Below are 22,177 nucleotides of genomic sequence, written 5' to 3'. Positions count from 1 at the left end.
TGGCACTGCCCGCCACCCCTCTCAATGAACGGATGAACCGAGGCGGAAGGCTCTGAGCTTTGGCAGGACCTCGTGCAGGGCCAGGGGACGGCCTTCGCCGAAGCCGAAATAGAGGGATCTGAAGAGGCCGTAGAGCTCCTGATAGGCCCCAGCGGTTTCCGCCCTCGGGCGGTAGACCCTCGAAGGCGGGCTCAGGGCTGCCTGCGCCTCGGTTATGCTGCCGAAAACGCCGGCGGCAAGCGATGCGAATATGCATGCGCCGACGCCGACAGGGGAGCGCGAGGGGACGTGGACCTCGCAGCCGAGGACATCGGCGTAGATCTGGTTGAGGATCGCGTTTTTCTGGGGAATGCCGCCGGCATTGACGACGCGCCGGAAGGAAAGCCCGCCCTCGCCCATGCGATCGATGATGATCCTCGTATGCATGGCCATGCCTTCGATCGCGGCGTGCATTTCGTCGGCGGCCGTATGCGACAGATCCCATCCGAGCGTGACGCCGCCAAGGTCGGAGCGCACGAGAACGGTGCGGTCGCCATTGTCCCAGGTCAGCCGCATAAGGCCGGTCGATCCGGGGCCGTAGCCGTCGAGCTTGCCGCAGAGGCTGGCGACGTCGCTGCCGGCCCGCCGCGCGATGGCCTCGAAAATGTCGCCGGTGGCCGATTGGCCCGCCTCGATGCCGACCAACCCCGGGATCACGCTTCCGGGCACCGCGCCGCAAATGCCGGCGACGGGTTTCGTTTCGTCGTCGCCGAGCGCGATGATGCAGGTCGACGTGCCGATCACATTGACGACGTCGCCTTCGCGGCAGCCGCTGCCGACCGCATCCCAGTGCGCGTCGAAGGCGCCGATGGGGATGGGGATACCCGCCGCAAGGCCCAGCCTTTCAGCCCACTCAAGGCCGAGGTGTCCTGCCAGTTCCAGCGAAGTGCCGTAGCGGCCGTCGAGCTTGGCGTTGACGCCATCGAACAGGGGATCGACGCGCGAGAGGAAGTCCTGCGGCGGCGGCCCGCCCCACCGGGCGCCCCACATCCATTTATGCCCCATGGCGCAGACGCTGCGCGGCAGGTCGGCGACGGATTTGATGCCGCACAGGGTGGCCGCCAGCATGTCGCAATGCTCGAGCGCGGCGGCGACCCGGTCGCGCTTGCCGGGATTGTGCCGCAGGAAGTGCAGGAGCTTGGCGTAGCCCCATTCGTGGGAATAGACGCCGCCGCACCAGTCGAGCGCCTCCAGCCCTTCCCGGCGGGCATGTTCGGTGATTTCGGCAGCTTCCGCATGGGCGCGGTGATCGCACCACAGATAATAGTCGTCGAGCGGCTCGAGGTTCTCATCGACGACGATCACGCTCGATCCGGTGGTATCGGCGGCAAAGGCGGCGATCTGCGTTCCGTCGATGCCGGCCTCGGCGACAGCCGCCCGCATGGCGCGGGTGAGCGCTTCCATATGGTCGGCATGGGACTGACGCGCCAGGAGGGGGTTCGTCTGCGAGCGTTCGAGCGGATATTCGGCCGAAGCCGAGGCCAGCGTCGCGCCGGTCCGGGTGTCCATGATGGTGACCCGGACGCTCAAAGTGCCAAAATCGGCGCCGGCGATGATCGTCATAGGTCTGCCTCGTTCTGGCTTCTATAGCATTTTGCAGTCAGATAGAGCGTCCTTTGTGCGTCCGAATCGACGCACGGCGCTCTATTGGCCGTAAGTGGCGTCGGAGCCGTGCTTCCTGCGGTAGTGATAGTCGAGCAGGCTGTCGGGAATGGGCTTCAGGCCCGGTTTCAGGGCGTGCGAATGCCACGCCATCTTGGCGACCTCTTCCAGGATCAGCGCGTTCAGCACCGCCTCGTCCGTCGTCCGGCCCCAGACGAAAGGTCCATGGCCTGCGACCAGCACGGCCGGCACCTCCAGCGGGTCGCGGCCCTTGAAGGTCTCGACGATGACCTCGCCCGTCGCCGCCACATAGCCGCCCTCGATCTCCTCCGGCGTCAGATGCCGCGTCACCGGGATCTCGCCGCGGAAATAGTCGGCATGGGTGGTGCCGAGCGGAGCTATCGGCATCAGGCTTTGCGCCATGATCGTGGCATAGGTGGAATGGGTGTGGATGACGGCGCCGATTTCCGTGAAAGCCCGGTAAAGGGTCGTGTGGGTATCGAGGTCCGAGGAAGGCTTGTACCTGTTGTCCAGCGGCCGGCCGTCGATGTCGGTCACCACCATATGGTCCGCGGTCATCGCCTCATAGGCCACGCCGCTCGGCTTGATGACGACCCTGCCGCTTTCACGGTCGATCCCGCTGGCATTGCCGAAGGTCGCCAGCACCAGGCCGTGACGCACCGTCGCGAGATTGGCTTCCAGAACCGACTGCCTGAGCTGCGAGAGCGACATTCCCTGCTATTCCCGAATGAAATCAACGGTGTCGGATGCGCCCGCAAGGCCGGGCGCATCCGTTTTGCCTGGATCAGCGCTTGGCCGTCCAGCCCTTGTAGCTGTCCACATTCTCCGCCGTGATCAGTTCCGGCTCCAGAAGAACGGTGTCCTCCTCGGGCGTGTTGCCCATGAAGACGTCGTAGCCCATCTTGAGCGCCATGCCGGCCATGACATAGGGGTCCTGGGATGCGGACGCCTTGATCATGGAGTTGCCGGAGGACAGGGCCTGCTCGATGTCGGGCGCGCCGTCGACCGCGGTGATGAAGAAGTCGTCGCGGCCAAGCTGCTTGGCCGCGAGCGAGGCGCCGATGGCGGTCGGGTCGTTGATGGCGAAGACCGCGTCGATGTCGTCATAGCGGGTCAAAAGACCCTCCATGACCGCCAGCCCGCCGTCGCGCGAGGCCTGGCCGTTCTGGTCGTCGGACAGGATGGTGATGCCTTCATGCTTGGACAGTACGTCCTTGCAGCCCTTGACCCGGTCGATGATCGACGAGGATTGCGGGCCGTTGATGATGATGACGTTGCCCTCGCCGCCTTCCAGGTTGTCGACGATGTACTGGCAGGCCTTGGCGCCGGCGGCGACGTTGTCGGTCATGACGGTGACATGGGCGCCGGGCGCCGAAACGTCGAAGGCGGCGACCACGATGCCGGCGTCCTTGGCGCGCTTGACCGCCGGGGCGATGGCGCTGGCATCGACGGCGTTGAGCATGATGATGTCAACGCCCGCGGCGATGAAATTTTCGATCTGCGAGACCTGCTTGTTGAGGTCGTAATCGGCCGAGACGGACGTCACCTGGACCTCGGGATTGATCTCCCTCGCCCGGTCCTCGATGCCCTTGATGGTGGCCACGAAGAACGGGTTGCCGAGCAGGCCGACCGAAATGCCGATGCTTTCCAGGTCCTTGGCAACGGACGCGCCGGTGAGGGCGGCGACCGCCGCGGCGGTGCATAAAAGTGTCTTCAGCTTACGCATGTTACTCCTCCATGGTTATGCGTTTGGTGGTCGATTATCGCGGGTGCGATCAGGTGCGGGCCGCGCCCTGGAGCCGGTATCGATCGAGCGCCACGGCGACGATGATCACGAGCCCCTTGATGATGAACTGCCAGATGTCGGAGACCCCGGCGAGGATGAGGCCGTTGGACAGGACGGCGATGATGAGCGCGCCGACGAGCGTGCCCCATATGGAGCCGACGCCGCCGACGAAACTGGTGCCGCCCAGAATGACGGCGGCGATGGCGTCGAGCTCATAGGCCATGCCGAGTTGCAGGCCGTTGGCGGCATAGAGGCGGGCGGCCGACATCGCGCCGCCAAGCCCCGAAAGAAGACCCGACATGCCGTACACGAAGAGGAGAACCAGCGAGACCTTGATGCCGGTCAGCCGCGCCGCCTCCTGATTGCCGCCGACGGCATAGATCCAGGTGCCCAGAACCGTGCGGCGCAGGATGAACCACGACACCAGGATCACGCCGATGGCGATCAGCGCCAGCCAGGGAATGCCGAACAACGTACCGTTGCCGATGAAGTCGAAAGGCAGATCAGGATTGAAGACGGTCGTATCGCCGCCCATCAGCCGGGCAACGCCGCGCACGGCGGTGAGCGACCCCAGCGTGACGATAAAGGGCGGCAATCTCAGAAAGGCGATAAGGCCGCCATTGGCGAGCCCGAAAGCCAAGCCGAGCGCCATCGCCGCCGGTATTCCCAGCATGCCGTATTCGGGGATCAGCGAGACGATCACCGCCAGCATCGCCGAGGCGGCGAGTATGGAGCCGACAGAAAGATCGATGCCGCCGGTCAGGATGACGAATGTCATGCCCGCCGCCAGCACGATGTTGATGGAGGCCTGCTGCATGACGATGGACAGATTGTTGATCGACATGAACTTGCCGCTCAGAAGCTCGAAGCCGATGGCCAGCAGAAGCAGGACCGGCAGCATGCCGAGCGCCCTGATGATGCCCTTCATTTCAAGGCGCCTGCGCGCCGCGTCGCCATGTACGATGTCGGTCATTGGTGCTGAACCTGCTGTGCCGCCGCGCCGTCGGGCGTGGCGTTTGTTACGTTGTCGTTGGCCGCGCCGGTGGACAGCGCCATGATGCGCTCCTGGTCGATCGGCTGGCTTGCAGTCGCCCTCACCTCGCCGGCGATCCGTCCCTCGCGCATGACCAGCACGCGGTCGGCGACGCCGATGATCTCCGGCAGTTCGCTGGAGATCATGATGATCCCCAGCCCGCGCGAGGCGAGTTCGTCGATAAGGCGGTAGATTTCCGACTTCGCGCCGACATCGACGCCGCGGGTCGGCTCGTCGAGGATGATCACCCTGGGCTCGGTTTCCAGCAGCCGCGCCAGCAGCACCTTTTGCTGATTGCCGCCGGACAGCGCACCGACATTGATGCGGCTGTGCGGGGTCTTGATGCCCAGCGACGCGATCGCGCCCTTTGCCCGGCGTGCGGCGGTGCGGAAATTGCGGATGCCGAAACGGCGGGCGTCGCGCTCCAGCACGCCCATGTTCACATTCTCCGAGACCGACATGTCGAGAAACAGGCCGAGCGTCTTGCGGTCCTCGGTCAGATAGGCGATGCCGTGGGACAGGGCCTCGCGCGGGCTGCGGCTGTGCACCGGCTCGCCGTGGATGCGGATCGTGCCGGAGACCGCCGGATCGGCGCCGAAGATCAGCCTGGCCAGTTCGGTGCGGCCGGAACCCACCAGACCGGCGATGCCCAGCACTTCCCTCCGATGGACCTCCAGCGAGCAGTCCTCGACCAGCTTGCCGTCGCCAAGTCCTTCCACCTTCAGAACGACGTCGCTGTCATCGTCGCGCTGCTTGTGCTCCTTTTTGTAGAAGGTGCTGAGGTCGCGCCCGACCATCATGGCGACCAGCTTGGGCGCGGAAAGCTCGTCGCGGTCGAGCGTTCCCACATAGGCGCCGTCGCGGAGCACCGAGCAGCGATCGGAAAGGCGATAGACCTCCTCCATCCGGTGGCTGATATAGATGATCGCCACGCCCTCGGCCTTCAGCGCGGAGATCACCTTGAAGAGCTGTTCGGCCTCGCGGGTCGACAGCGAGGTCGTCGGCTCGTCCATGACGATGACGCGGGCCCTGGTCGACATGGCGCGCGCAATCTCGACCAGTTGCCGTTCGCCGAGGGACAGGTCGCCGACGAGGGTGCCAGGCGAAAAACGCACGGCAAGGCGTTCGAGGATGGGAGCCGTCGCCCGGTCCATGGCGCCCCGGTCGACGATGCCGGCGCTGGAAGGCTCGCGGCCGAGAAAGATGTTCTGCGCGACCGTCAGGTTCGGCGTCAGCGACAATTCCTGATAGATGACGGCGATGCCCATCGCCCTCGAATGTTTCGGGTCGCCAAGCTGGATCGGCTTGCCATCCATGAGCACGGAACCGCCGGGATCGGCCTGGTAGGCACCCGACAGGACCTTCATCAGGGTGGATTTGCCGGCGCCGTTCTCGCCCATCAGCGCATGCAGTTCGCCGGCCCGCACGGTCAGGGACACATCGGCAAGCGCCTTGACCGGGCCGAACGTCTTGCTGATCGAGCGCATTTCCAGGAGCGGAGGAGGCGTGCTCATCGCCTGCCCTCCCCGGCCCTGCCCTCCTCCGTCGGCGCGACCATGAAGTCCACGCCCATGTCCTCCAGCATCTTGGCGTCGTTGTCGGAAAGGCCGTCATCGGTCACCAGCTTCGATATGCGGGACAGCGGCAGGGTCACGGTGGGCGGCCGCATGGAGAATTTCCGGCTGTCGACCAGAACCACGATCTCGTTGGCCAGCCCGCACATGTCGTTGATGAAGCGCACGAGCAACGGGTGCTGCTCGAGCAGGCCTTCGCGGCTGACGCCAAGCGCGCCCACGAAGAATTGCGAGGCATAGAAAGTGTAGCCGCCGCGGGCGGCGTCATAAAGGATGCCCGGCTCGCGATGGAGATCGCCGCCGCCGACGGTGAGCTGGCAGGTGCCGTGCTCGCTCATATAGGCGGCCACCGGCATGGAATTGGTGAAAACGCGCACATTGCGCTGCGCCATCTCGCAGCCGAAGTGAAAACACGTCGAGCCGCCATGGATGATGATCAGGCTGCCGTCGCGCACCAGCGTGCTCGCGGTCCGCGCGATGGCCTTCTTCGCCTCGACGGCGATGTCCCGGTTCTCCACGAAAGGCAGCGCCGTCGAGCGGCGCGCAGGCCCGAAACCATCGGAAGCCGCGATCCCGCCATGAACTTTCCGGGCCATGCCGGCATCGTGGAGCTTCTCGATGTCCCGCCGAACGGTGGCCGCCGAGACGCCGACGATCTCCTGCAGTTCCTTCACGGTGACGAAGGGCCGCTCATGCAGCAGATCCAGGACCACCTGGTGGCGATGCAAATCGCTCAACTTCTCCTCCCAGCCGTCAGCGTGATCTTTTTATGTCACTCTGAAGACAGGGATGCAACTAAATAATCACAAGCGTGAATCTTTACGCTCAATTCCGGGGAGTTGCATGACCATTTTCCACCATTTTGGGTTCCCCCATGCAACCTTTGCGTCAGTCCCGCAGCCGTTCGCTCGCCAGATAGGCCGCCTTGGCGGGCAGAGAAAGCAGGCTTCGCGCCCGCTCGACGCGTTCGGGCGTGTAATGGTGCTCCTCGTGCAGCATGTTGACGGTGCCCACCAGCGCATCCGCCAGGACGACCGGCAGGTTGACCACCGAGCCGCAGCCGAGGCGGCCGATCAGCTCGGCGTCGGGGAAGACCTTGTCGATGTCGGCAAGCGTGTTGGCCACGAAGCACCGGCGGCGCTTGTGCACCTGATCGAACCAGTCGTCGTAGCGGATCGGCTTGGTGCCGGAGACCGGGTATTCGGCCGGATGGCTGGTGTAGGAGCGGCTGGCGAGCCCGGCTCGCATATCCACCGTCATGAAGGTGAAGAGCTTTGCGCCCACGCTCGCCCGGGCGAGCGCCAGCAGCGCCGTGAAGGGCGCGTCGACGTCTCGGGCGAGGGAAAGCGCATGGTCGAATTCGGCGAGCGCGCCGTCAAGATCGGTCATTTTGGGTCCTTGAGAGGTTGTCAGGAGGCAGGTTCACCGCCGCTGGCGATGAAAAGCTCGCGGGAATAGGCATGCTTCAGCGCGCCCGATTTGAGATCCGAGACGTCCGCCACCTCGACGATGCGCCCGTGGCGCATCACGGCCAGGCGGTCGCACAGGAAGGAGACGACGGGAAGGTTGTGGGTGACCATCAGATAGGTCAGCCCCTGCTCGCGCCGCAATTTCTTCAGGAGGTTCAGGATCTCCGCCTGCACCGACACGTCGAGCGCCGAGGTGGGTTCGTCGAGCAGCATCACTTTCGGCGCCAGCATCAGGGCGCGGGCGATCGCCACGCGCTGCCTTTGTCCGCCGGAGAGCTGATGCGGGTAGCGGAACCGGAAGCGCTGATCAAGGCCGACGGCGGCGAGCGCGTCCTTGACGCGCCGGTCGCGTTCCTTGAGCCCGTGCACCAGAAGCGGCTCCGACAGGCAGTCGTCCACCGTCTTGCGCGGGTGTAGGGAACCATAGGGATCCTGGAACACCATCTGGCAGTCGCGCGCGAAGGCGCGGTCGGGGCGGTGGCCGCGCGGCCTGCCCAACACGCTGATCGCGCCGGTCCAGTCGGGGGCAAGGCCGGCGATCGCCTTCAGGATTGTGGTCTTGCCCGAACCGCTCTCGCCGACGAGGGCGAAGCTTTCACCCTCCTCGATCGCCAGATGGACGCCGTGGACGATCCGGGTCGGCCCGTAGGATATGTCGAGATTGTCGAGCAGGATTGCCGGTTGCTTCATGTGCCTGCTCCCGTTGCCCAGCTCGAACGGTCGAGCACGGGCAGTTCCTCGCGGTCCTCGTTCATCCGCGGCATCGCAGCCAGCAGGCCGCGCGTATAGGGGTGCGTCGCGTTCGCCAGTTCGCCGGCCGCGCATTCCTCGACGACCTCGCCGGAATTCATCACCAGGATGCGGTCGCAATAGCGCGCCACGAGGTTGAGATCGTGGCTGATGAGGATGAGGCCCATGCCCTTGCCGGAAACCAGTTCCTCTATGATGTCCAGGACCTGCGCCTGCACCGACACGTCGAGCGCGGAAGTCGGCTCGTCGGCAATCAGCAGGTCCGGCTCGGGAATGAGCATCATGGCGATCATCACCCGCTGGCCCATGCCGCCGGAAATCTCGTGCGGATAGAGGCCGGCGACGCGCTCGGGACCGTCGATGCGCACCGCTTCCAGCATGGCGAGCACGCGGGCCTGCAACTCGCTGCGCGCCATCGGGCGATGGGTCTGCAGCGCCTCGCCGATCTGCTCGCCCACCGTCATCACCGGATTGAGCGAGAATTTCGGGTCCTGCATGATCATGGAAATGCGCGCGCCGCGAAGGTGCCGCATCCGGCGCTCGCTCTGAGCGGCCAGGTCGATACCGTCGAAAACCATCCGGTCTGCGGTCACGCGGCCGGGCGGGCGGATCAGCTTGAGGATCGAGCGGCCCGTCATCGATTTTCCGGAACCGCTTTCGCCCACAATGCCGAGCCGCTCGCGGCCGAGCGTGAAGGAGACGTTCCGCACGACCTCGATCGGCCCCTGCGCGGTGGGGAAGGTGACGCTGAGGTTCTCGATCTCCAGCAGCGGGGCCGTCATTGCTTGTCTCCCTGCTTGGGATCGAGCACGTCGCGCAGCCCGTCGCCCAGGAAGCAGAAGCCGAGGCTGACCAGAATGATGGCGAAGCCCGGCATGGTGGCGACCCACCACTGGTCGAGGATGAAGTTGCGCCCGCGCGAGATCATCGCGCCCCATTCGGGAAGCGGCGGCTGGGCGCCGAGCCCCAGAAAGCCGAGGCCGGCGGCGGTGAGGATGATCCCGGCCATGTCGAGGGTCACCCGCACGATGGTGGAGGAGGCGCATAGCGGCAGCACGTGCCGCAGGATGATCCGAGTCGAGGAAGCGCCCTGCAGCTGCACCGCGGCGATGAACTCGGCATCGCGAAACGTCATCGTCTCGGCGCGGGCGATCCGCGCATAAACGGGCCAGGCGGTGATGGCGATGGCGATGATGGCGTTCTCGATGCCGGGGCCGAGCGCCGCGACGAAAGCCAGCGCCAGGATGAGCTTGGGCATCGACAGGAAGATGTCGGTAAGACCCATCATGACGCGGTCGGTCCAGCCCCCGAAATAGCCGGACACCGCGCCCACGATCAGGCCGACCGGCGCCGAGATCAGCGCCACCATGGTGACGATCATCAAGGTGATGCGCGAGCCATGGACGATGCGGGAGAATATGTCCCGGCCGAGCTCGTCCGTCCCCATCCAGTGCTGCGCGGAAGGCGGCATCAGGCGGTTGGTCAGGTCCTGCCCCGTCGCCGAATAGGGCGCGATCCACGGCGCGAAGGCGGCCATGAGCACGAGGGTCAGGATGATGAGGGCGCCGGCCACGGCCAGCGGATTGCGCGCCAGCGCCATGGAAACGCGATAGGAGCGGCCGAGGCCGGCCTGCAGGCGCGAGGAAGGCGAATCGTCCAGAAGCCAGTCGCGATATGTCACGGCCATTAGCGGGCCCTCGGGTCGAGGATGCGGTAAAGCACATCCGAAATCTTGTTGATGAAGATGAAAACCGCCCCGATGACGAGCGTCGCGCCGAGCACGGCGTTCATGTCGGCGTTGAGCAGCGCGGTGGTGAGATAATTGCCTATCCCTGGCCAGGAGAACACGGTCTCGATCATCACCGAGCCTTCCAGAAGGCTGGCGTAGGAAAGGCCGATCACCGTGATGAGCTGGATGCGGATGGGAAAGAAGGCGTGGCGCCAGACCACTTTCCACTCCGGCACGCCTTTGACGCGCGCCGTCGTCACATATTCCTGGCTGAGCTGGTCGAGCATGAAGGAGCGCGTCATCCGCGCGATATAGGCAAGGCTGAAGAAGCCAAGGATGAAGGACGGCAGCAGGAGATGGCTGACCGCGTTCCAGAAGATCTCTGTCTGGCCGGCGATCAGGCTGTCCACGAGATAAAGCCCCGTCACCGGGTCCACCATGCCGTCGTAGAAGAAGTCGATGCGGCCGGGACCGGCCACCCAGCCGAGCCCGGCATAGAAGACGGCGAGGCCGACGAGCCCCAGCCAGAAGGCCGGCATCGAATAGCCGAGCAGGCCGAGAACCCGGATGATCTGGTCGGAGAGGCTTCCCTGCCGGGTCGCCGCCGTCACGCCCATCGGAACGCCCAGGAGCACGCCGATCAGAATGCCGATCGTCGCCATCTCGAGCGTTGCGGGGAAGACGCGCGCCAGGTCCTCGGCCACCGGGCGCCCGGTCGAGATCGACTGGCCCAGATCGCCCGTCAGCACATCCCACACATAGGCGAAGAACTGCACGACGAGCGGGCGGTCGAGACCCATGGCCTGGCGGGCCGCATCGTAGACCTCCTTCGTGGCGCGGTCGCCCACCACCGCCAGAACCGGATCGATGGGCACCACCCTTCCGATGAAGAAGGTGATCGCAAGCAGGCCCAGAAAGGTGAAGGCAACGACCGCGGCAAAACGCATCGCGCCGCCGAGCCGGCCCAGAATGCGGCCCGTGGCGGCGCTGATGCGCATATGCGCCGCGGTTTCCGCCGGCGATGGTTCAAAGGCCAAATCGTCCCCCAAAAGATGCGAGAGCGGACAGGCCCGCACCGACGCGGCTGCCGCCTTCCCCAAAAAAGTTCTTGGAGCATACAAAAAATTCTGCTTTCATCAAAAAAATTTTTATGGGGGAGAATTTTTTGAGCAAACCGGCAATACGAGCGACCGGCGAGAACCATCCGAAAGTGGGCGCGCTCATTCGGGCAAGAAGGCGCAGGCTGGGGCTTACTCTTCAGGCGCTGGGCGACGCGGCCAGCCTGTCGGTCGGCTATCTGAGCCAGGTGGAGCGCGACCATGCGACGCCGACGCTTGCCACCCTGGCGCAGATCGCCCGCGCGCTCGGCGTGGCGCTCGACTTTTTCATCTCGGCGCCGCGCGCCGAAGACGCCCTCACCCGCTCGGCCGAGCGAAAGCGCTTTTCCATAGACGGCTCCTCGATCGTCTATGAGCGGCTGGCGACGGAGTTTCCCGGCAGCCAGCTTTCCTCCTTCATTCTCACCGTGCCGCCCGGCTACGCATCGGAAACGGTGAGCCATGAGGGCGAGGAGATCATCTACATTCTCGAAGGGTCCATCACCCAGTATCTGGACGGCCAGCCCATGGCGATGGCGGCCGGCGACAGCCTGCATTATCGCGGCAACACCCCGCATGCATGGGAGAACCCCCACGACATGCCGGCCCGCATCCTGTGGACCGGCACGCTGACGATCTTCAACGCGGCAAACCGGATCGAGCTCGTCTCGTCCGACCTGAAGGCCGGCGCTGCCGGCAAGCAACCAGAACAGTGAACGCAACGGAGGCGGAACAATGAAACTCATCAAGACAGCCCTACTGGCGGCGGCGCTCGCCCTGCCCGCGGCGCCGGCGTCGTTCGCCGCGACGCCCGACAATCTTCTCGTGGTCGCCCAGAACATCGACGACATCGTCGCCATCGATCCGGCCCAGGCCTACGAGTTCTCGTCCGGCGAACTGGTGACCAATGTCTATGACCGGCTCGTGCAGTACGATGCCGAAGACCCCACCGTCCTGGCGCCGGGCCTGGCTGCCGAATGGCAGGCCGACGCGGAAGCCAGGACGATCACCTTCACCATGCGCGAGGATGCCACCTTCCATTCCGGCAATCCGGTGCGGGCCGAAGATGTCGTGTTCTCGTTCGCCCGCGTCATCAAGCTGAACCTGACGCCGGCCTTCATCCTGGCCCAGCTCGGCTGGACGGCCGAGAATGTCGACGACATGGTCACCGCAGAGGGCAACAAGGTCACCGTCAGGTATGAGGGCGAGTTCTCGCCGGCCTTCGTGCTCAATGTGCTGGCCGCCCGCCCGGCCTCCATCGTCGACGAGAAGACCGTCATGGCAAACGAGGCCGACGGCGACATGGGCAACAACTGGCTGAACGCCAATTCCGCGGGCTCCGGTCCGTTCGAACTGGCAGCCTACCGCCCCGGCGAGATGGTGCGCCTTGCGGCCAACCCGAACTATTTCAAGGGAGCGCCGAAGGTCGAGGGCGTGGTCATCCGGCATGTGGCGGAAGCGGCGACCCAGCAGCTTCTCCTGCAGTCCGGCGACGTCGACATGGCGCGCAACCTGACGCCGGACCAGATTTCCGGCATCACGGCCGAGGACATCAAGGTCGAGACCTACCCGCAGGCTGCCGTCCACTTCCTCTCCTTCAACCAGAAGGTCGAAGCCCTGCAGCCCGAGGCCGTCTGGGAGGCGGCGCGCTATCTGGTGAATTACGAGGGGATGGTGAACAGCTTCCTCAAGGGCCAGATGGAAATCCACCAGGCCTTCTGGCCCAAGGGCTTCCCCGGCTCCTATGACGAGACGCCCTACAGCTACGACCCCGAGAAGGCCAAGCAGATACTGGCCGATGCCGGCGTGGAAACGCCGATCAACGTGACTCTGGACGTGATCAACTCGACGCCGTTCACCGACATGGCGCAGTCGCTGCAGGCAAGCTTTGCCGAGGCCGGCATCAATTTCGAGATCATTCCCGGCACGGGCTCGCAGGTGATCACGAAGTATCGCGAGCGCAGCCACGAAGCGATGCTGCTCTACTGGGGGCCCGATTTCATGGACCCGCATTCAAACGCCAAGGCCTTTGCCTATAACAGCGACAATTCCGACGACAACTACCAGGCGACCACCACCTGGCGGAATGCCTGGGCAGTGCCGCAGGAACTGAACGAGAAGACCATGCAGGCGCTTTCGGAATCGGATCCCGAAAAGCGCAACGAGATCTATGTCGACCTCCAGAAGCAGGTGCAGGAAAAGTCGCCCATCGTCATCATGTTCCAGGCCGCCTACCAGGTGGCGATGGACAAGGACGTGAACGGCTATGTGAACGGCGCGACGTCCGATTTCGTCTACTACAGGCTTGTCTCCAAGGACTGAGCCGCTACGCCCCGCCGGACCTGCCGGCGGGGCTCAATTCCCATCCCGATCAGGAGCATTTCATGCCGAGCACCTTTGAAACGCGCTTGAACGCGCTGCGCGAGCGCATGCGCGACACCGGCACCGATCTGGTCGCCGTGGGTCCGTCGAGCCACATGATGTGGCTGGCCGGGCTCGATCCGCACGGGGACGAACGGCCCGTCATGCTTCTGGTCGGCGCGCACTATGCCGGCTTCCTGATGCCGGCGCTCAACGCCGACAGCGCCCGCCGGCATACCGGCCTGCCGCTGCATTGCTGGTCGGACGACGAGGGCCCCGCCGAGGCGCTGGGCGCATTGATCCAGGCGCTCGACCTGCCGCAAGGCGGGATCGCCCTTTCGCTCGACGAGACCATGCGCGCCGACTTCGCGCTGATGCTGCTCGACCGGCTGCCCGTCGGCCGCCGCCGCTTCACCGAGGAGACCGTGGGACATCTGCGGGCGCGCAAGGACGAGGATGAGTACCGCCTGCTCAAGGCCAGCGCCCTGCTCAACGACAAGGCGATGCAGGCCGGGTTCGACGCACTCAGGGAAGGCGTCACCGAGAGGGAGATCGCCGCGATCATCCGCGACGTCTACAAGGCGAGCGGAGCCGTTCCCGAGTTCACCAGCGTCTGCTTCGCCGGCAACGGCGCCTTTCCCCATCACCATACGGGCGAGACACGGTTGAAGCCCGGCGACGCGGTTCTGATCGACACCGGCGGAAGGCTCTCGGGATACCCCTCGGACATGACGCGGACGGGCTTCTTCGGCCAGCCGTCGGATGCTTTCGCCGAAATCCATGCCATCGTGGATGCGGCGGTGGCCGCCGCGCTGGCCGCGGCCAAACCCGGCGTTCGCGCCGGCGACGTCGACAAGGCCGCGCGCGATACCATCGCGAAGGCCGGATATGGCGACAACTTCATCCACCGCACCGGCCACGGGCTCGGCATCGACATCCACGAGCCGCCCTACATCACCGCCACCTCGGATGCGGTGCTGGGCGAAGGCATGGTCTTTTCCATCGAACCTGGCATCTACCTGCCGGGGAAATTCGGCGTCAGGCTGGAGGAGATCGTCATCCTGCGGGCGGACGGCCCCGAAATCCTGTCGTCCATGCCGCGCTCCGTCGTTGTGCGGGCCGCCTAGCATTCCGGTTGCAACCGCGGTCCTAGGGCCGCTGCTGCCGCTGGAGCCATTTGCGCAGGTCGCGCTCGGCGCTTTCCAGGCTCTCCGCATTGATGGCCCGCAGATTGAGCGCCCGCGTGAAGGCGCGGGTCCGCTTGTTGATGGGCAGGTCGTCGGGAGCCCCTTCCAGGCTGTCGACGCCCAGCTTGTCGTAGAGCGACAGGAGCCGGTTCTGCACCGTGCGCAGCGACATGCCCTGCCGCTTGGCGATCCATTTGTCCGAAAGGCCGAGCGACATGTCGATCAGCACCGCATACTCGCTGTCGGTCAGCGTATCGTGGGTGCGGGTCTGGCGCTGCTGCACCGAATGTATCTCGCGGTCCACCACGATCTGCGCCTCGACCAGCACCGCGCGGAGCGCCAGATGGAGCCGTTCCTGCGTGGCCGTCTTCAGCACATAGCCGTAGGACGATTCGGCGGGCACGATGCGCGCGATGCCGCGCAAATAGGCTTCGTCCGAATAATTGGACCAGAACAGGATGCGCGTCTTCGGCCGTTCGGCCCAGATGGTGCGGGCGGCGTCGATGCCGTTGCGCTCCTTCATCTGAAGGTCCATGACCACCGCCGGCACGTCGTGCCGGCGGGCCTTTTCCTCGCCCTCGATCCCGTTGACCGCATGCAGGATCTCATCCGCCTCGGGAACGGCCTGCCGCACCGCCTCGCGCAGATAGCTGAGATGAAACTGGTCGTCTTCTACCAGGAGAATTTTCATGGGATCAGTCCTGTGGCGCCGCGCGCGGCGGCGTCTTGGTCTTCGGTAGGATCACCTCTATGCGTGTGCCGCCACCCGTCGTCACCCGGAAATCCGCCGCGATCAGCCGGGCGCGGGTGCGCATATGCGCCACGCCGCCGGTGACCTTCTGCGACGAGGAATTGTAGGTGGGTTCGGGAATGCCCTGCCCCGTATCGGCGATGGCGAGCTTCAGCCCGCCCTCGTGCGGGCTCACGGTAACGCAGATGCGGTCGCCGCCGGAGTGGCGGGCGGCATTGTTGATGGCCTCCTGGGCGATGCGGAACAGGGCGATGCGCGTGGTGGCGTCGAGCTCGTCGATGCGGCCATTGGTGTCGTCGACGACCGAGATCGAGACGTCGGCCCCGTCGCCCACCGCCCGCTCCAGATGGATGCGCAGCGCGTGAACGAAGCCGAACAGGTCGAGCAGCGTCGGCACGGCGGTATCGATGATGCGCCGCAGATCCTGGATGCAATCCTGCAGACGGTTGACGATGCGCGCGCGGTCGGCCGCGTCATCGGCGCGCTCCATGTCGCGCATGATGCGGGTCAGGTCGGCGAGCGTCTGGTCGTGCAGGTCCATGCCGATCCGCTGGCGCTCCTGCTCCAGTGTGCGGGTCAGTTCCAGCGCGCCCTGGCGCAGCCCTTCCTCGCGGGCTTGCGCCTCCGCATGGACGATGGCCGCCTGCTTGGCCTTTTCGGTCGCCCGCAAGGAGTAGAAATACGGGGCCAGCACGTCGGCGACATGGCGCACCCGTTCGACGGTCGCCTCGTCATACTGGTCGGGACGGCGGGAGGAACAGTTCAGCGCGCCGATGGTGCGCCCCAGCACCTTCATGGCCACGTTCACCCGGCTGCGCAGCTGGTGCCGGAAAATGGGCTGCGAAATCGCGCCCGGATAGGTGTAGCGCGGGTCCTCCATCGCATTGCCGGTCAGCATGTGGTCGGTCTCGCCATACAGGATGCTGCGCACCGGCGAGAGGGAGACCAGCGTGCGCGAAAGGCTCCAGCGGGTGCGGATGCCGACCTCGTAGCTGGTGTTCCACACGGCGTCGTCATCGATCAGGCAGACGTCCAGATGGTCGAGCGGCAGGAGGTTCTCGATCTCGGCCTTGACCGAGCGCAGGGCGGCGCGAATCTCGACCTGGCCGGCGAGATGGCTGGAGATGCGCAGCAACGAAAGCAGCGGGTTTTCTTCCGCCGGTTGAACCGCCCTGTTTTCCTGTCGCATCGTACGGACAAGCTCCTCCCGCCTATCGCCAGCCACTGTGCGGCACTTGCCCGGCGGCGGCAAGGGCGCCGGCATGGGGCGAGGTGCATGTCAATTGCGGGAACCCGCAACCGGGCTGCATGAGTCCGGCTTTACGGTCCCGCAACGTATACATAGTGTCTGGGCGGGCGCCGGGAGAAGGATGCGCCCGACAGGAACCAATATCGGAACCACGGGCGCGCTCGCGCCAGGGAGGAATATATGTATTCGAAGAACAAGCTGCTGGGCGCCGTCGCGCTCATGGCGGTATGCGTGCCCGCCTTGGCCCATGCCGATACTTCGGACAAGCGCATCGCGCTTTCCAACAATTATGCCGGAAATTCCTGGCGGCAGGCCATGCTGGAAAGCTGGGAGAAAGTGGCCAGCCAGGCGGTGGAAGAGGGTGTCGTCGCCGCGGCCGATGCCTTCACCACCTCGGAGAACCAGGCCACCGAGCAGGCCGCGCAGATCCAGAACATGATCCTGCAGGGCTATGACGCGATCGTCGTCAACGCCGCCTCGCCGACCGCGCTCAACGGCGCCATCGCCGAAGCCTGCTCCGCCGGCATCGTCGTCGTCTCCTTCGACGGCATCGTGACGGAGCCCTGTGCCTGGCGCATCGCGGTCGACTTCAAGGAGATGGGGCGCCAGCAGGTCGAATACCTGGCCTCGCGCCTGCCCGACGGCGGCAACCTGCTCGAAATCCGCGGCCTGGCCGGCGTTTTCGTCGACGATGAAATCCATGCGGGCATCCAGGCCGGCGTCGAGGAGTTCGATCAGTTCGAGATCGTCGGCTCGGTCCATGGCGACTGGGCGCAGGATGTCGCGCAGAAGGCCGTTGCCGGCGTCCTGCCGAGCCTGCCGGAGATCGTCGGCGTCGTCACCCAGGGCGGCGACGGCTATGGCGCTGCCCAGGCGATCGAGGCGGCCGGCCGCGACATGCCGATCATCGTCATGGGCAACCGCCAGGACGAGATGCAGTGGTGGGCGGAAGCCCGCGACGCCAACGGCTATGAGACGCTTTCCCTGTCGATCGCGCCGGGCGTTGCGACGCTTGCCTTCTGGGTGGCCCAGCAGGTGCTCGACGGCGCGGAAGTGCCGAAGGACCTGACGGTGCCGTTCCTCAAGGTCACGCAGGACACGCTGGACGATGCTCTTGCCTCCACGCCCGAAGGTTCGGTCGCCAATGTCGAATACAGCCTCGAAGACGCCAAGGCCGTGATCGCAGAGGCCAAGCAGTAGGGGAGCACCGCGCGATGCAGCCGCCCTTGACCGGTGGTCCTGCTCCCGAGAACCCGCTGGTTTCCCTCATCGACGCGCGCATGCATTTCGGTGCCGTGCGCGCGCTCGACGGAGTGAGCCTGACCATTAGCCCGGGCGAGTGCCTCGGGCTGATCGGGCACAACGGAGCCGGCAAATCCACCGCCGTGAATGTCATCAACGGCGGACTCACGCCGACCGGCGGAGCCGTGGAATACACGCTGCCCGACGGGACGCGGGCAACGGGGACGGTTGCCGCCCGTGCGGCGGGCATCCGCAGCGTGTTCCAGGAACTTTCGCTTTGCCCGAACCTCACGGTCGAGGAGAACCTGCGCATTCCCCAGCACGACCTTTCCGGGCCCGGCTGGCGGCGCACGGCGCGAAAGCGCATCGCCAGGGCGCTCGACGAGGTTTTCCCCGGCCACAGGATCAGGCCCGGCATGACCGTCGGCGGGTTGACGCTGGCCGAGCGCCAGATGGTGGAGATCGCCACCGGCTTCGCCGAGGCCACCCACCCGGCGCGGCTGGTCATCCTCGACGAGCCCACATCGTCGCTCGACGCGTCGATCGCCCGCCAGTTGCTCGACTATGTGCGCGGCTTCTGCGCCCGGGGAGGCGCCGTCATCTTCATCTCGCACATGCTGGGCGAGGTTTTCGAGGTGGCCACCCGCATCGATGTCATGAAGGACGGCAAGATCACCCAGTCCCGGCCCGTGGCGGCGTTCACGCAGCAGGGGCTGATCGACGCGATGGGCCATGTGGCCAGCGCCGAGGCGGCGAGCGCGATCCGGCAGGACGCGGCCACGCGCATCGGCGCTGAGGTGCTGCGCACCGATGAGGGACTGAGCGCGCGGCGCGGCGAGATCGTCGGGCTTGCGGGACTGGCCGGCCACGGACAGGCCGAAGCCCTCGCCCGCTTCTTCATGGCGCGTTCGAGCGGCCCGCGCCATTCATCCGATCCGCAGGTCGTATTCGTGGCCGGCGACCGCACCCGCGACGGCGTGATGCCGCTCTGGTCGATCCTGCGCAATCTGACGCTGACGCATCTGCCCGCGCTGTCGCGACGCGGCATCGTCGACCGCGCCGCCGAGAAGGCGCTCGGCGCCGAGTGGAAGAAGCGGATCGGCATCCGCACCGACGATATCCTCAATCCGATCCTGTCGCTGTCGGGCGGCAACCAGCAGAAGGTGCTGTTCGCTCGCTCGCTCGCCTCCAGCGCGCCCATCGTGGTGATGGACGACCCGATGCGCGGCGTCGACGTGGGGACCAAGCGCGAGGCCTACGACATGATCCGGGTTGAGGCCGCTTCCGGCCGGACATTCCTGTGGTATTCGACCGAGACCGAGGAAATCTGCCAGTGCGACCGGGTTTTCGTGTTCCGCAACGGCAGGATTTCCGCCGAACTGACCGGCGACGAGATCAACGAGGAGAACATCCTCGCGGCGTCCTTCGAAATGCAGGAGAGCGCCGCATGAACGGCAACTACCGCATATTGCTGCCGGTGCTTTCGCTGGCGGTGCTGATGGCCGCCGTCTTCTATCTCCAGCCACGGGCCATGAGCTATTTCGGGCTCAACCTTCTGTTCAATCTGGCGGTGCCCATCGCGCTGGCGACGATCGCCCAGATGATGATCATCATGGTCAACGACATCGACCTTTCGGTGGGCACGTTCGTGAGCTTCGTCGCATGCGTGACGGCCACCTTCCTCAACGAGGCGCCATTGATCGGCGCCGCGATACTGGCCGCTTCCATCCTCACCTATGCGGCGCTGGGCGCGCTGATCCACGCGCGCCAGCTCCCGGCCATCGTGGTCACGCTCGGCATGTCCTTCGTCTGGGGCGGGCTGGCCGTTCTCATCCTTCCCTCCCCCGGCGGCGCGGCGCCGGCCTGGATCCGCACGCTGATGACGGTCAAGCCACCGCTGGTGCCGATGGCCATCGTCGCCAGCGTGGGTATTGCCGCCCTCACCCATCTCCTGATCATGCGGTCCTCGACCGGAACGCTGCTGCGCGGCGTCGGCGGCAACACGCGGGCCGTGCTTCGGGCCGGCTGGTCGGTGACGCGGCTCAAGGCGGGCGCCTATGCGCTGGCCGGGTTCTTCGGCGTCCTGTCGGGGATGAGCCTAGTCGGCCTCACCACCTCGGCCGACGCCAATATCGCGCTGCGCTACACCCTGCTTTCCATCGCCGGCGTGATCCTCGGGGGCGGCGAGTTCACCGGCGGCAGGATCTCGCCGGTGGGTGCGGTGATCGGAGCGCTGACGCTGGCGCTGGCCGGCAGCTTCCTGTCGTTCATGCGGCTTTCGCCCGACTGGCAGATCGGCGCGCAGGGCGCGATCCTGATCCTCGTTCTGGCCGTCCGCCTGGTGTTTTCGCGCCGCAGCGCGCGCGTGGAAGGATAGCAACGATGACGGACACGGTGATTTCCACGCTTTCGCAGACCCACCGCAGGCCCTGGTTCTGGGCGTTCGTGGCCAGCGCCGCCGCCTTCGGGGCAACGCTGCTTCTGACGGAGGGCCGCGGCGGCGGCGAGCTGCTTTCGGCGGCGCTGACCTTCGCCGCCTTCTCGGCCATTGTCGGGATCGGGCAGATGTTCGTCATCACGCTGGGGCCGGGCAATGTGGACCTGTCCATACCGGCGACGATGACGCTGGCCGGCACGCTGTCGCTCAAATTCATGGGGGGCGAGGCCGCGCTCGTCCTGCCGGGTCTCGGCGTCGCGCTGGCAGTGGGGCTGGGCGCCGGCACGGCCAATTACCTTTTGATCCGCTTCCTGCGCATTCCGCCGATCATCGCCACGCTGTCGGCCTCCTTCCTCTACCAGTCGCTGGCCATCTGGTCGAACCGGGGCTTGCGCATCAAGCCGCCGGCGATATTGGCCGACTTCACCACCGGGGCGACGCTGGGCGTCCCCAATGTCGCGATCGTCGGGCTGCTCATCGCGGTCCTCGCCTGGATCATCCTCGAACGCTCCATCTACGGGAGATGGCTTTCCGCCGTCGGGCAGAACGCGCGGGCGGCGCGGCTGAGCGGGGTGCCCGTGCAGCTCATGTTCGCGGCGACATTCATCGGCTCGGCCGTGCTCGCCTCGCTCACCGGCTATCTGCTGGCAAGCTTCTCGGGCGGTGCCGCGCTCAACATGGGCACCGAATATCTGCTGATCTCCATCGCCGTCGTCGTCATCGGCGGCTCATCCATCGCCGGCGGCTATTCCAACGTTCCAGGCATTTGGGGCGGGGCGCTGCTCATGTTCCTCATCGTGTCGATGCTCAATTCCTACGGCCTGGGCGCGGGCGTGCGGCTGATCATGACCGGCACAATCATCATCGCCATCGTGGCCGCGGCGGCCGGAAAGGAGAGCTCGGCATGAGCTGCGCGACACCAATCTACCAGATCGTCGACCCGCGCTTCCGGCCGCTGATCCAGCCCAACGCCCATCTGCGCCAGCTTGCCACCGGCTTCGAATGGACGGAGGGGCCGGTCTGGTTCGCCGACCACCAGCTCCTGCTCTTCTCCGATATCCCGAGCGACCGCATGATGCGGCTGACGATGGACGGACAGGTCGGCGTGTTCCGCGCGCCGTCGGGCTACAGCAACGGCAATACGCGCGACCGGCAGGGCAGGCTCGTCACCTGCGAGCACGGCACGCGCTCGGTGACATGCACCGAGCCCGACGGAACGCGCACCGTCCTTGCCGACAGCTACCAGGGGCGGCCGCTCAATTCGCCCAACGACGTCATCGTACAGTCCAACGGGGCGATCTGGTTCACCGATCCGACCTACGGCATCCTGAGCGATTATGAGGGCTACGAGGCGGAGCCCGAACAGGCGCATCACAACGTCTTCCGCATCGACCCCGGCTGCGGCGAGGTGGAGGCGATGATCACCGATTTCGTCCAACCCAACGGGCTGGCGTTGTCGCCCGACGAGCGGACGCTCTATGTGGCCGAGTCCGGCTCAAGCCACGATGACGGCGTGCCCTCCATCATCCGCGCCTTCGCGCTTTCGGAGGACGGGAGGATCGAGAAGGACTGGACATTCGCCACCATCGATAAGGGGCTGCCGGACGGCATGCGCGTGGATTCGCAGGGCAATCTGTGGAGCTCGGCCGCCGACGGCATCCACTGCTTTTCCCCGGAAGGCACGCTCCTGGGCAAGATCCTGGTTCCCGAAGTGGTCGCCAATCTCTGCTTCGGCGGTCCCCGCGGCAACCGCCTCTTCATCACCGCGACGACCTCCATCTATTCGGTCGCGCTCAATGTGCGGTCGGCGGTTTGAAAGGCAGGGGCTCAGGAGCACTCTTGTTCGTGCA

At 65.7% G+C, this 22,177-nt stretch carries 21 protein-coding genes; 8 read left to right on the top strand and 13 right to left on the bottom strand.

Features of this window, described 5'->3' with window-relative positions:
- Positions 1-21: 21 nt before the first annotated feature.
- The 11 genes from NTH_RS15460 to NTH_RS15410 form a co-directional block, all read right to left on the bottom strand.
- Entirely contained in the window at positions 22-1,602 is a 1,581-nt protein-coding gene (locus NTH_RS15460; protein ID WP_338530850.1) for a ribulokinase, read from the bottom strand.
- 81 nt (positions 1,603-1,683) lie between these two features.
- Positions 1,684-2,373 carry an L-ribulose-5-phosphate 4-epimerase AraD gene (gene araD / locus NTH_RS15455; protein WP_338530849.1) on the bottom strand — a complete coding sequence of 230 codons (690 nt, stop codon included), beginning with the start codon at positions 2,371-2,373 and terminating at the stop codon, positions 1,684-1,686.
- Between the two features lie 73 nt (positions 2,374-2,446).
- Positions 2,447-3,388 (bottom strand): ABC transporter substrate-binding protein, encoded by a 942-nt coding sequence (locus NTH_RS15450; protein ID WP_338530848.1) that lies wholly within the window; start codon positions 3,386-3,388, stop codon positions 2,447-2,449.
- 49 nt (positions 3,389-3,437) lie between these two features.
- Positions 3,438-4,421, bottom strand: coding sequence for an ABC transporter permease subunit (locus tag NTH_RS15445; RefSeq protein ID WP_422392403.1), 984 nt, complete (start codon positions 4,419-4,421; stop codon positions 3,438-3,440).
- A complete protein-coding gene (locus NTH_RS15440; protein WP_338530847.1) occupies positions 4,418-5,995 on the bottom strand; it encodes a sugar ABC transporter ATP-binding protein in 1,578 nt (525 codons plus the stop codon). The genes NTH_RS15445 and NTH_RS15440 overlap by 4 nt, the downstream gene beginning before the upstream one ends.
- Positions 5,992-6,792 carry a DeoR/GlpR family DNA-binding transcription regulator gene (locus NTH_RS15435; RefSeq protein ID WP_338530846.1) on the bottom strand — a complete coding sequence of 267 codons (801 nt, stop codon included), beginning with the start codon at positions 6,790-6,792 and terminating at the stop codon, positions 5,992-5,994. The genes NTH_RS15440 and NTH_RS15435 overlap by 4 nt, the downstream gene beginning before the upstream one ends.
- Before the next feature lie 151 nt (positions 6,793-6,943).
- Positions 6,944-7,444, bottom strand: a complete 501-nt coding sequence (locus NTH_RS15430) for a GAF domain-containing protein (protein WP_338530845.1) — start codon at positions 7,442-7,444, stop codon at positions 6,944-6,946.
- A gap of 20 nt (positions 7,445-7,464) precedes the next feature.
- Positions 7,465-8,214, bottom strand: coding sequence for an ABC transporter ATP-binding protein (locus tag NTH_RS15425; RefSeq protein ID WP_338530844.1), 750 nt, complete (start codon positions 8,212-8,214; stop codon positions 7,465-7,467).
- Complete coding sequence (locus NTH_RS15420) at positions 8,211-9,056, bottom strand: ABC transporter ATP-binding protein (protein WP_338530843.1); 846 nt, start codon at positions 9,054-9,056, stop codon at positions 8,211-8,213. Before NTH_RS15420 ends, NTH_RS15425 begins: the two co-directional genes overlap by 4 nt.
- Positions 9,053-9,961 (bottom strand): ABC transporter permease, encoded by a 909-nt coding sequence (locus NTH_RS15415; RefSeq protein ID WP_338530842.1) that lies wholly within the window; start codon positions 9,959-9,961, stop codon positions 9,053-9,055. The genes NTH_RS15420 and NTH_RS15415 overlap by 4 nt, the downstream gene beginning before the upstream one ends.
- Positions 9,961-11,001 carry an ABC transporter permease gene (locus NTH_RS15410; protein WP_422392402.1) on the bottom strand — a complete coding sequence of 347 codons (1,041 nt, stop codon included), beginning with the start codon at positions 10,999-11,001 and terminating at the stop codon, positions 9,961-9,963. The genes NTH_RS15415 and NTH_RS15410 overlap by 1 nt, the downstream gene beginning before the upstream one ends.
- A 167-nt stretch (positions 11,002-11,168) precedes the next feature.
- On the opposite strand from NTH_RS15410, the gene NTH_RS15405 reads away from it, so the two are divergent.
- From NTH_RS15405 to NTH_RS15395, 3 genes are all read left to right on the top strand, one after another.
- The gene (locus NTH_RS15405; RefSeq protein ID WP_338530841.1) at positions 11,169-11,816 is read left to right on the top strand and encodes a helix-turn-helix domain-containing protein; all 648 of its coding nucleotides are present in this window, start codon (positions 11,169-11,171) and stop codon (positions 11,814-11,816) included.
- 19 nt (positions 11,817-11,835) lie between these two features.
- Positions 11,836-13,422: an ABC transporter substrate-binding protein gene (locus NTH_RS15400; RefSeq protein WP_338530840.1), complete on the top strand. Its 1,587-nt coding sequence runs from the start codon at positions 11,836-11,838 to the stop codon at positions 13,420-13,422.
- 62 nt (positions 13,423-13,484) lie between these two features.
- Positions 13,485-14,588, top strand: a complete 1,104-nt coding sequence (locus NTH_RS15395) for a M24 family metallopeptidase (protein ID WP_338530839.1) — start codon at positions 13,485-13,487, stop codon at positions 14,586-14,588.
- A 22-nt stretch (positions 14,589-14,610) separates the two neighbouring features.
- Here NTH_RS15395 and NTH_RS15390 read toward each other — a convergent pair whose 3' ends face one another.
- Positions 14,611-15,339: a response regulator transcription factor gene (locus NTH_RS15390; RefSeq protein ID WP_338530838.1), complete on the bottom strand. Its 729-nt coding sequence runs from the start codon at positions 15,337-15,339 to the stop codon at positions 14,611-14,613.
- Positions 15,340-15,343: 4 nt separating this feature from the next.
- Complete coding sequence (locus NTH_RS15385) at positions 15,344-16,588, bottom strand: GAF domain-containing sensor histidine kinase (protein ID WP_338530837.1); 1,245 nt, start codon at positions 16,586-16,588, stop codon at positions 15,344-15,346.
- Between the two features lie 240 nt (positions 16,589-16,828).
- Here NTH_RS15385 and NTH_RS15380 point away from each other — a divergent pair, with 240 nt between their 5' ends.
- From NTH_RS15380 to NTH_RS15360, 5 genes are read left to right on the top strand one after another with little or no spacing between them, the layout of a single operon-like run.
- On the top strand, positions 16,829-17,848 hold the full coding sequence (locus tag NTH_RS15380) for an ABC transporter substrate-binding protein (protein ID WP_338530836.1): 1,020 nt from the start codon (positions 16,829-16,831) through the stop codon (positions 17,846-17,848).
- 14 nt (positions 17,849-17,862) lie between these two features.
- A complete protein-coding gene (locus NTH_RS15375; protein ID WP_338530835.1) occupies positions 17,863-19,341 on the top strand; it encodes a sugar ABC transporter ATP-binding protein in 1,479 nt (492 codons plus the stop codon).
- A complete protein-coding gene (locus NTH_RS15370) occupies positions 19,338-20,267 on the top strand; it encodes an ABC transporter permease (RefSeq protein WP_338530834.1) in 930 nt (309 codons plus the stop codon). Before NTH_RS15375 ends, NTH_RS15370 begins: the two co-directional genes overlap by 4 nt.
- A 20-nt stretch (positions 20,268-20,287) precedes the next feature.
- Positions 20,288-21,235, top strand: a complete 948-nt coding sequence (locus tag NTH_RS15365) for an ABC transporter permease (RefSeq protein WP_422392442.1) — start codon at positions 20,288-20,290, stop codon at positions 21,233-21,235.
- Positions 21,232-22,143 (top strand): SMP-30/gluconolactonase/LRE family protein, encoded by a 912-nt coding sequence (locus NTH_RS15360; RefSeq protein WP_338530832.1) that lies wholly within the window; start codon positions 21,232-21,234, stop codon positions 22,141-22,143. Before NTH_RS15365 ends, NTH_RS15360 begins: the two co-directional genes overlap by 4 nt.
- Positions 22,144-22,177: the final 34 nt, after the last annotated feature.

Source organism: Nitratireductor thuwali (assembly GCF_036621415.1).
In the GTDB taxonomy this organism is placed as follows: domain Bacteria; phylum Pseudomonadota; class Alphaproteobacteria; order Rhizobiales; family Rhizobiaceae; genus Chelativorans; species Chelativorans thuwali.
The sequence above is the reverse complement of the archived record's forward strand: the minus strand, read 5'-3'. Positions and strand labels throughout refer to the sequence as shown.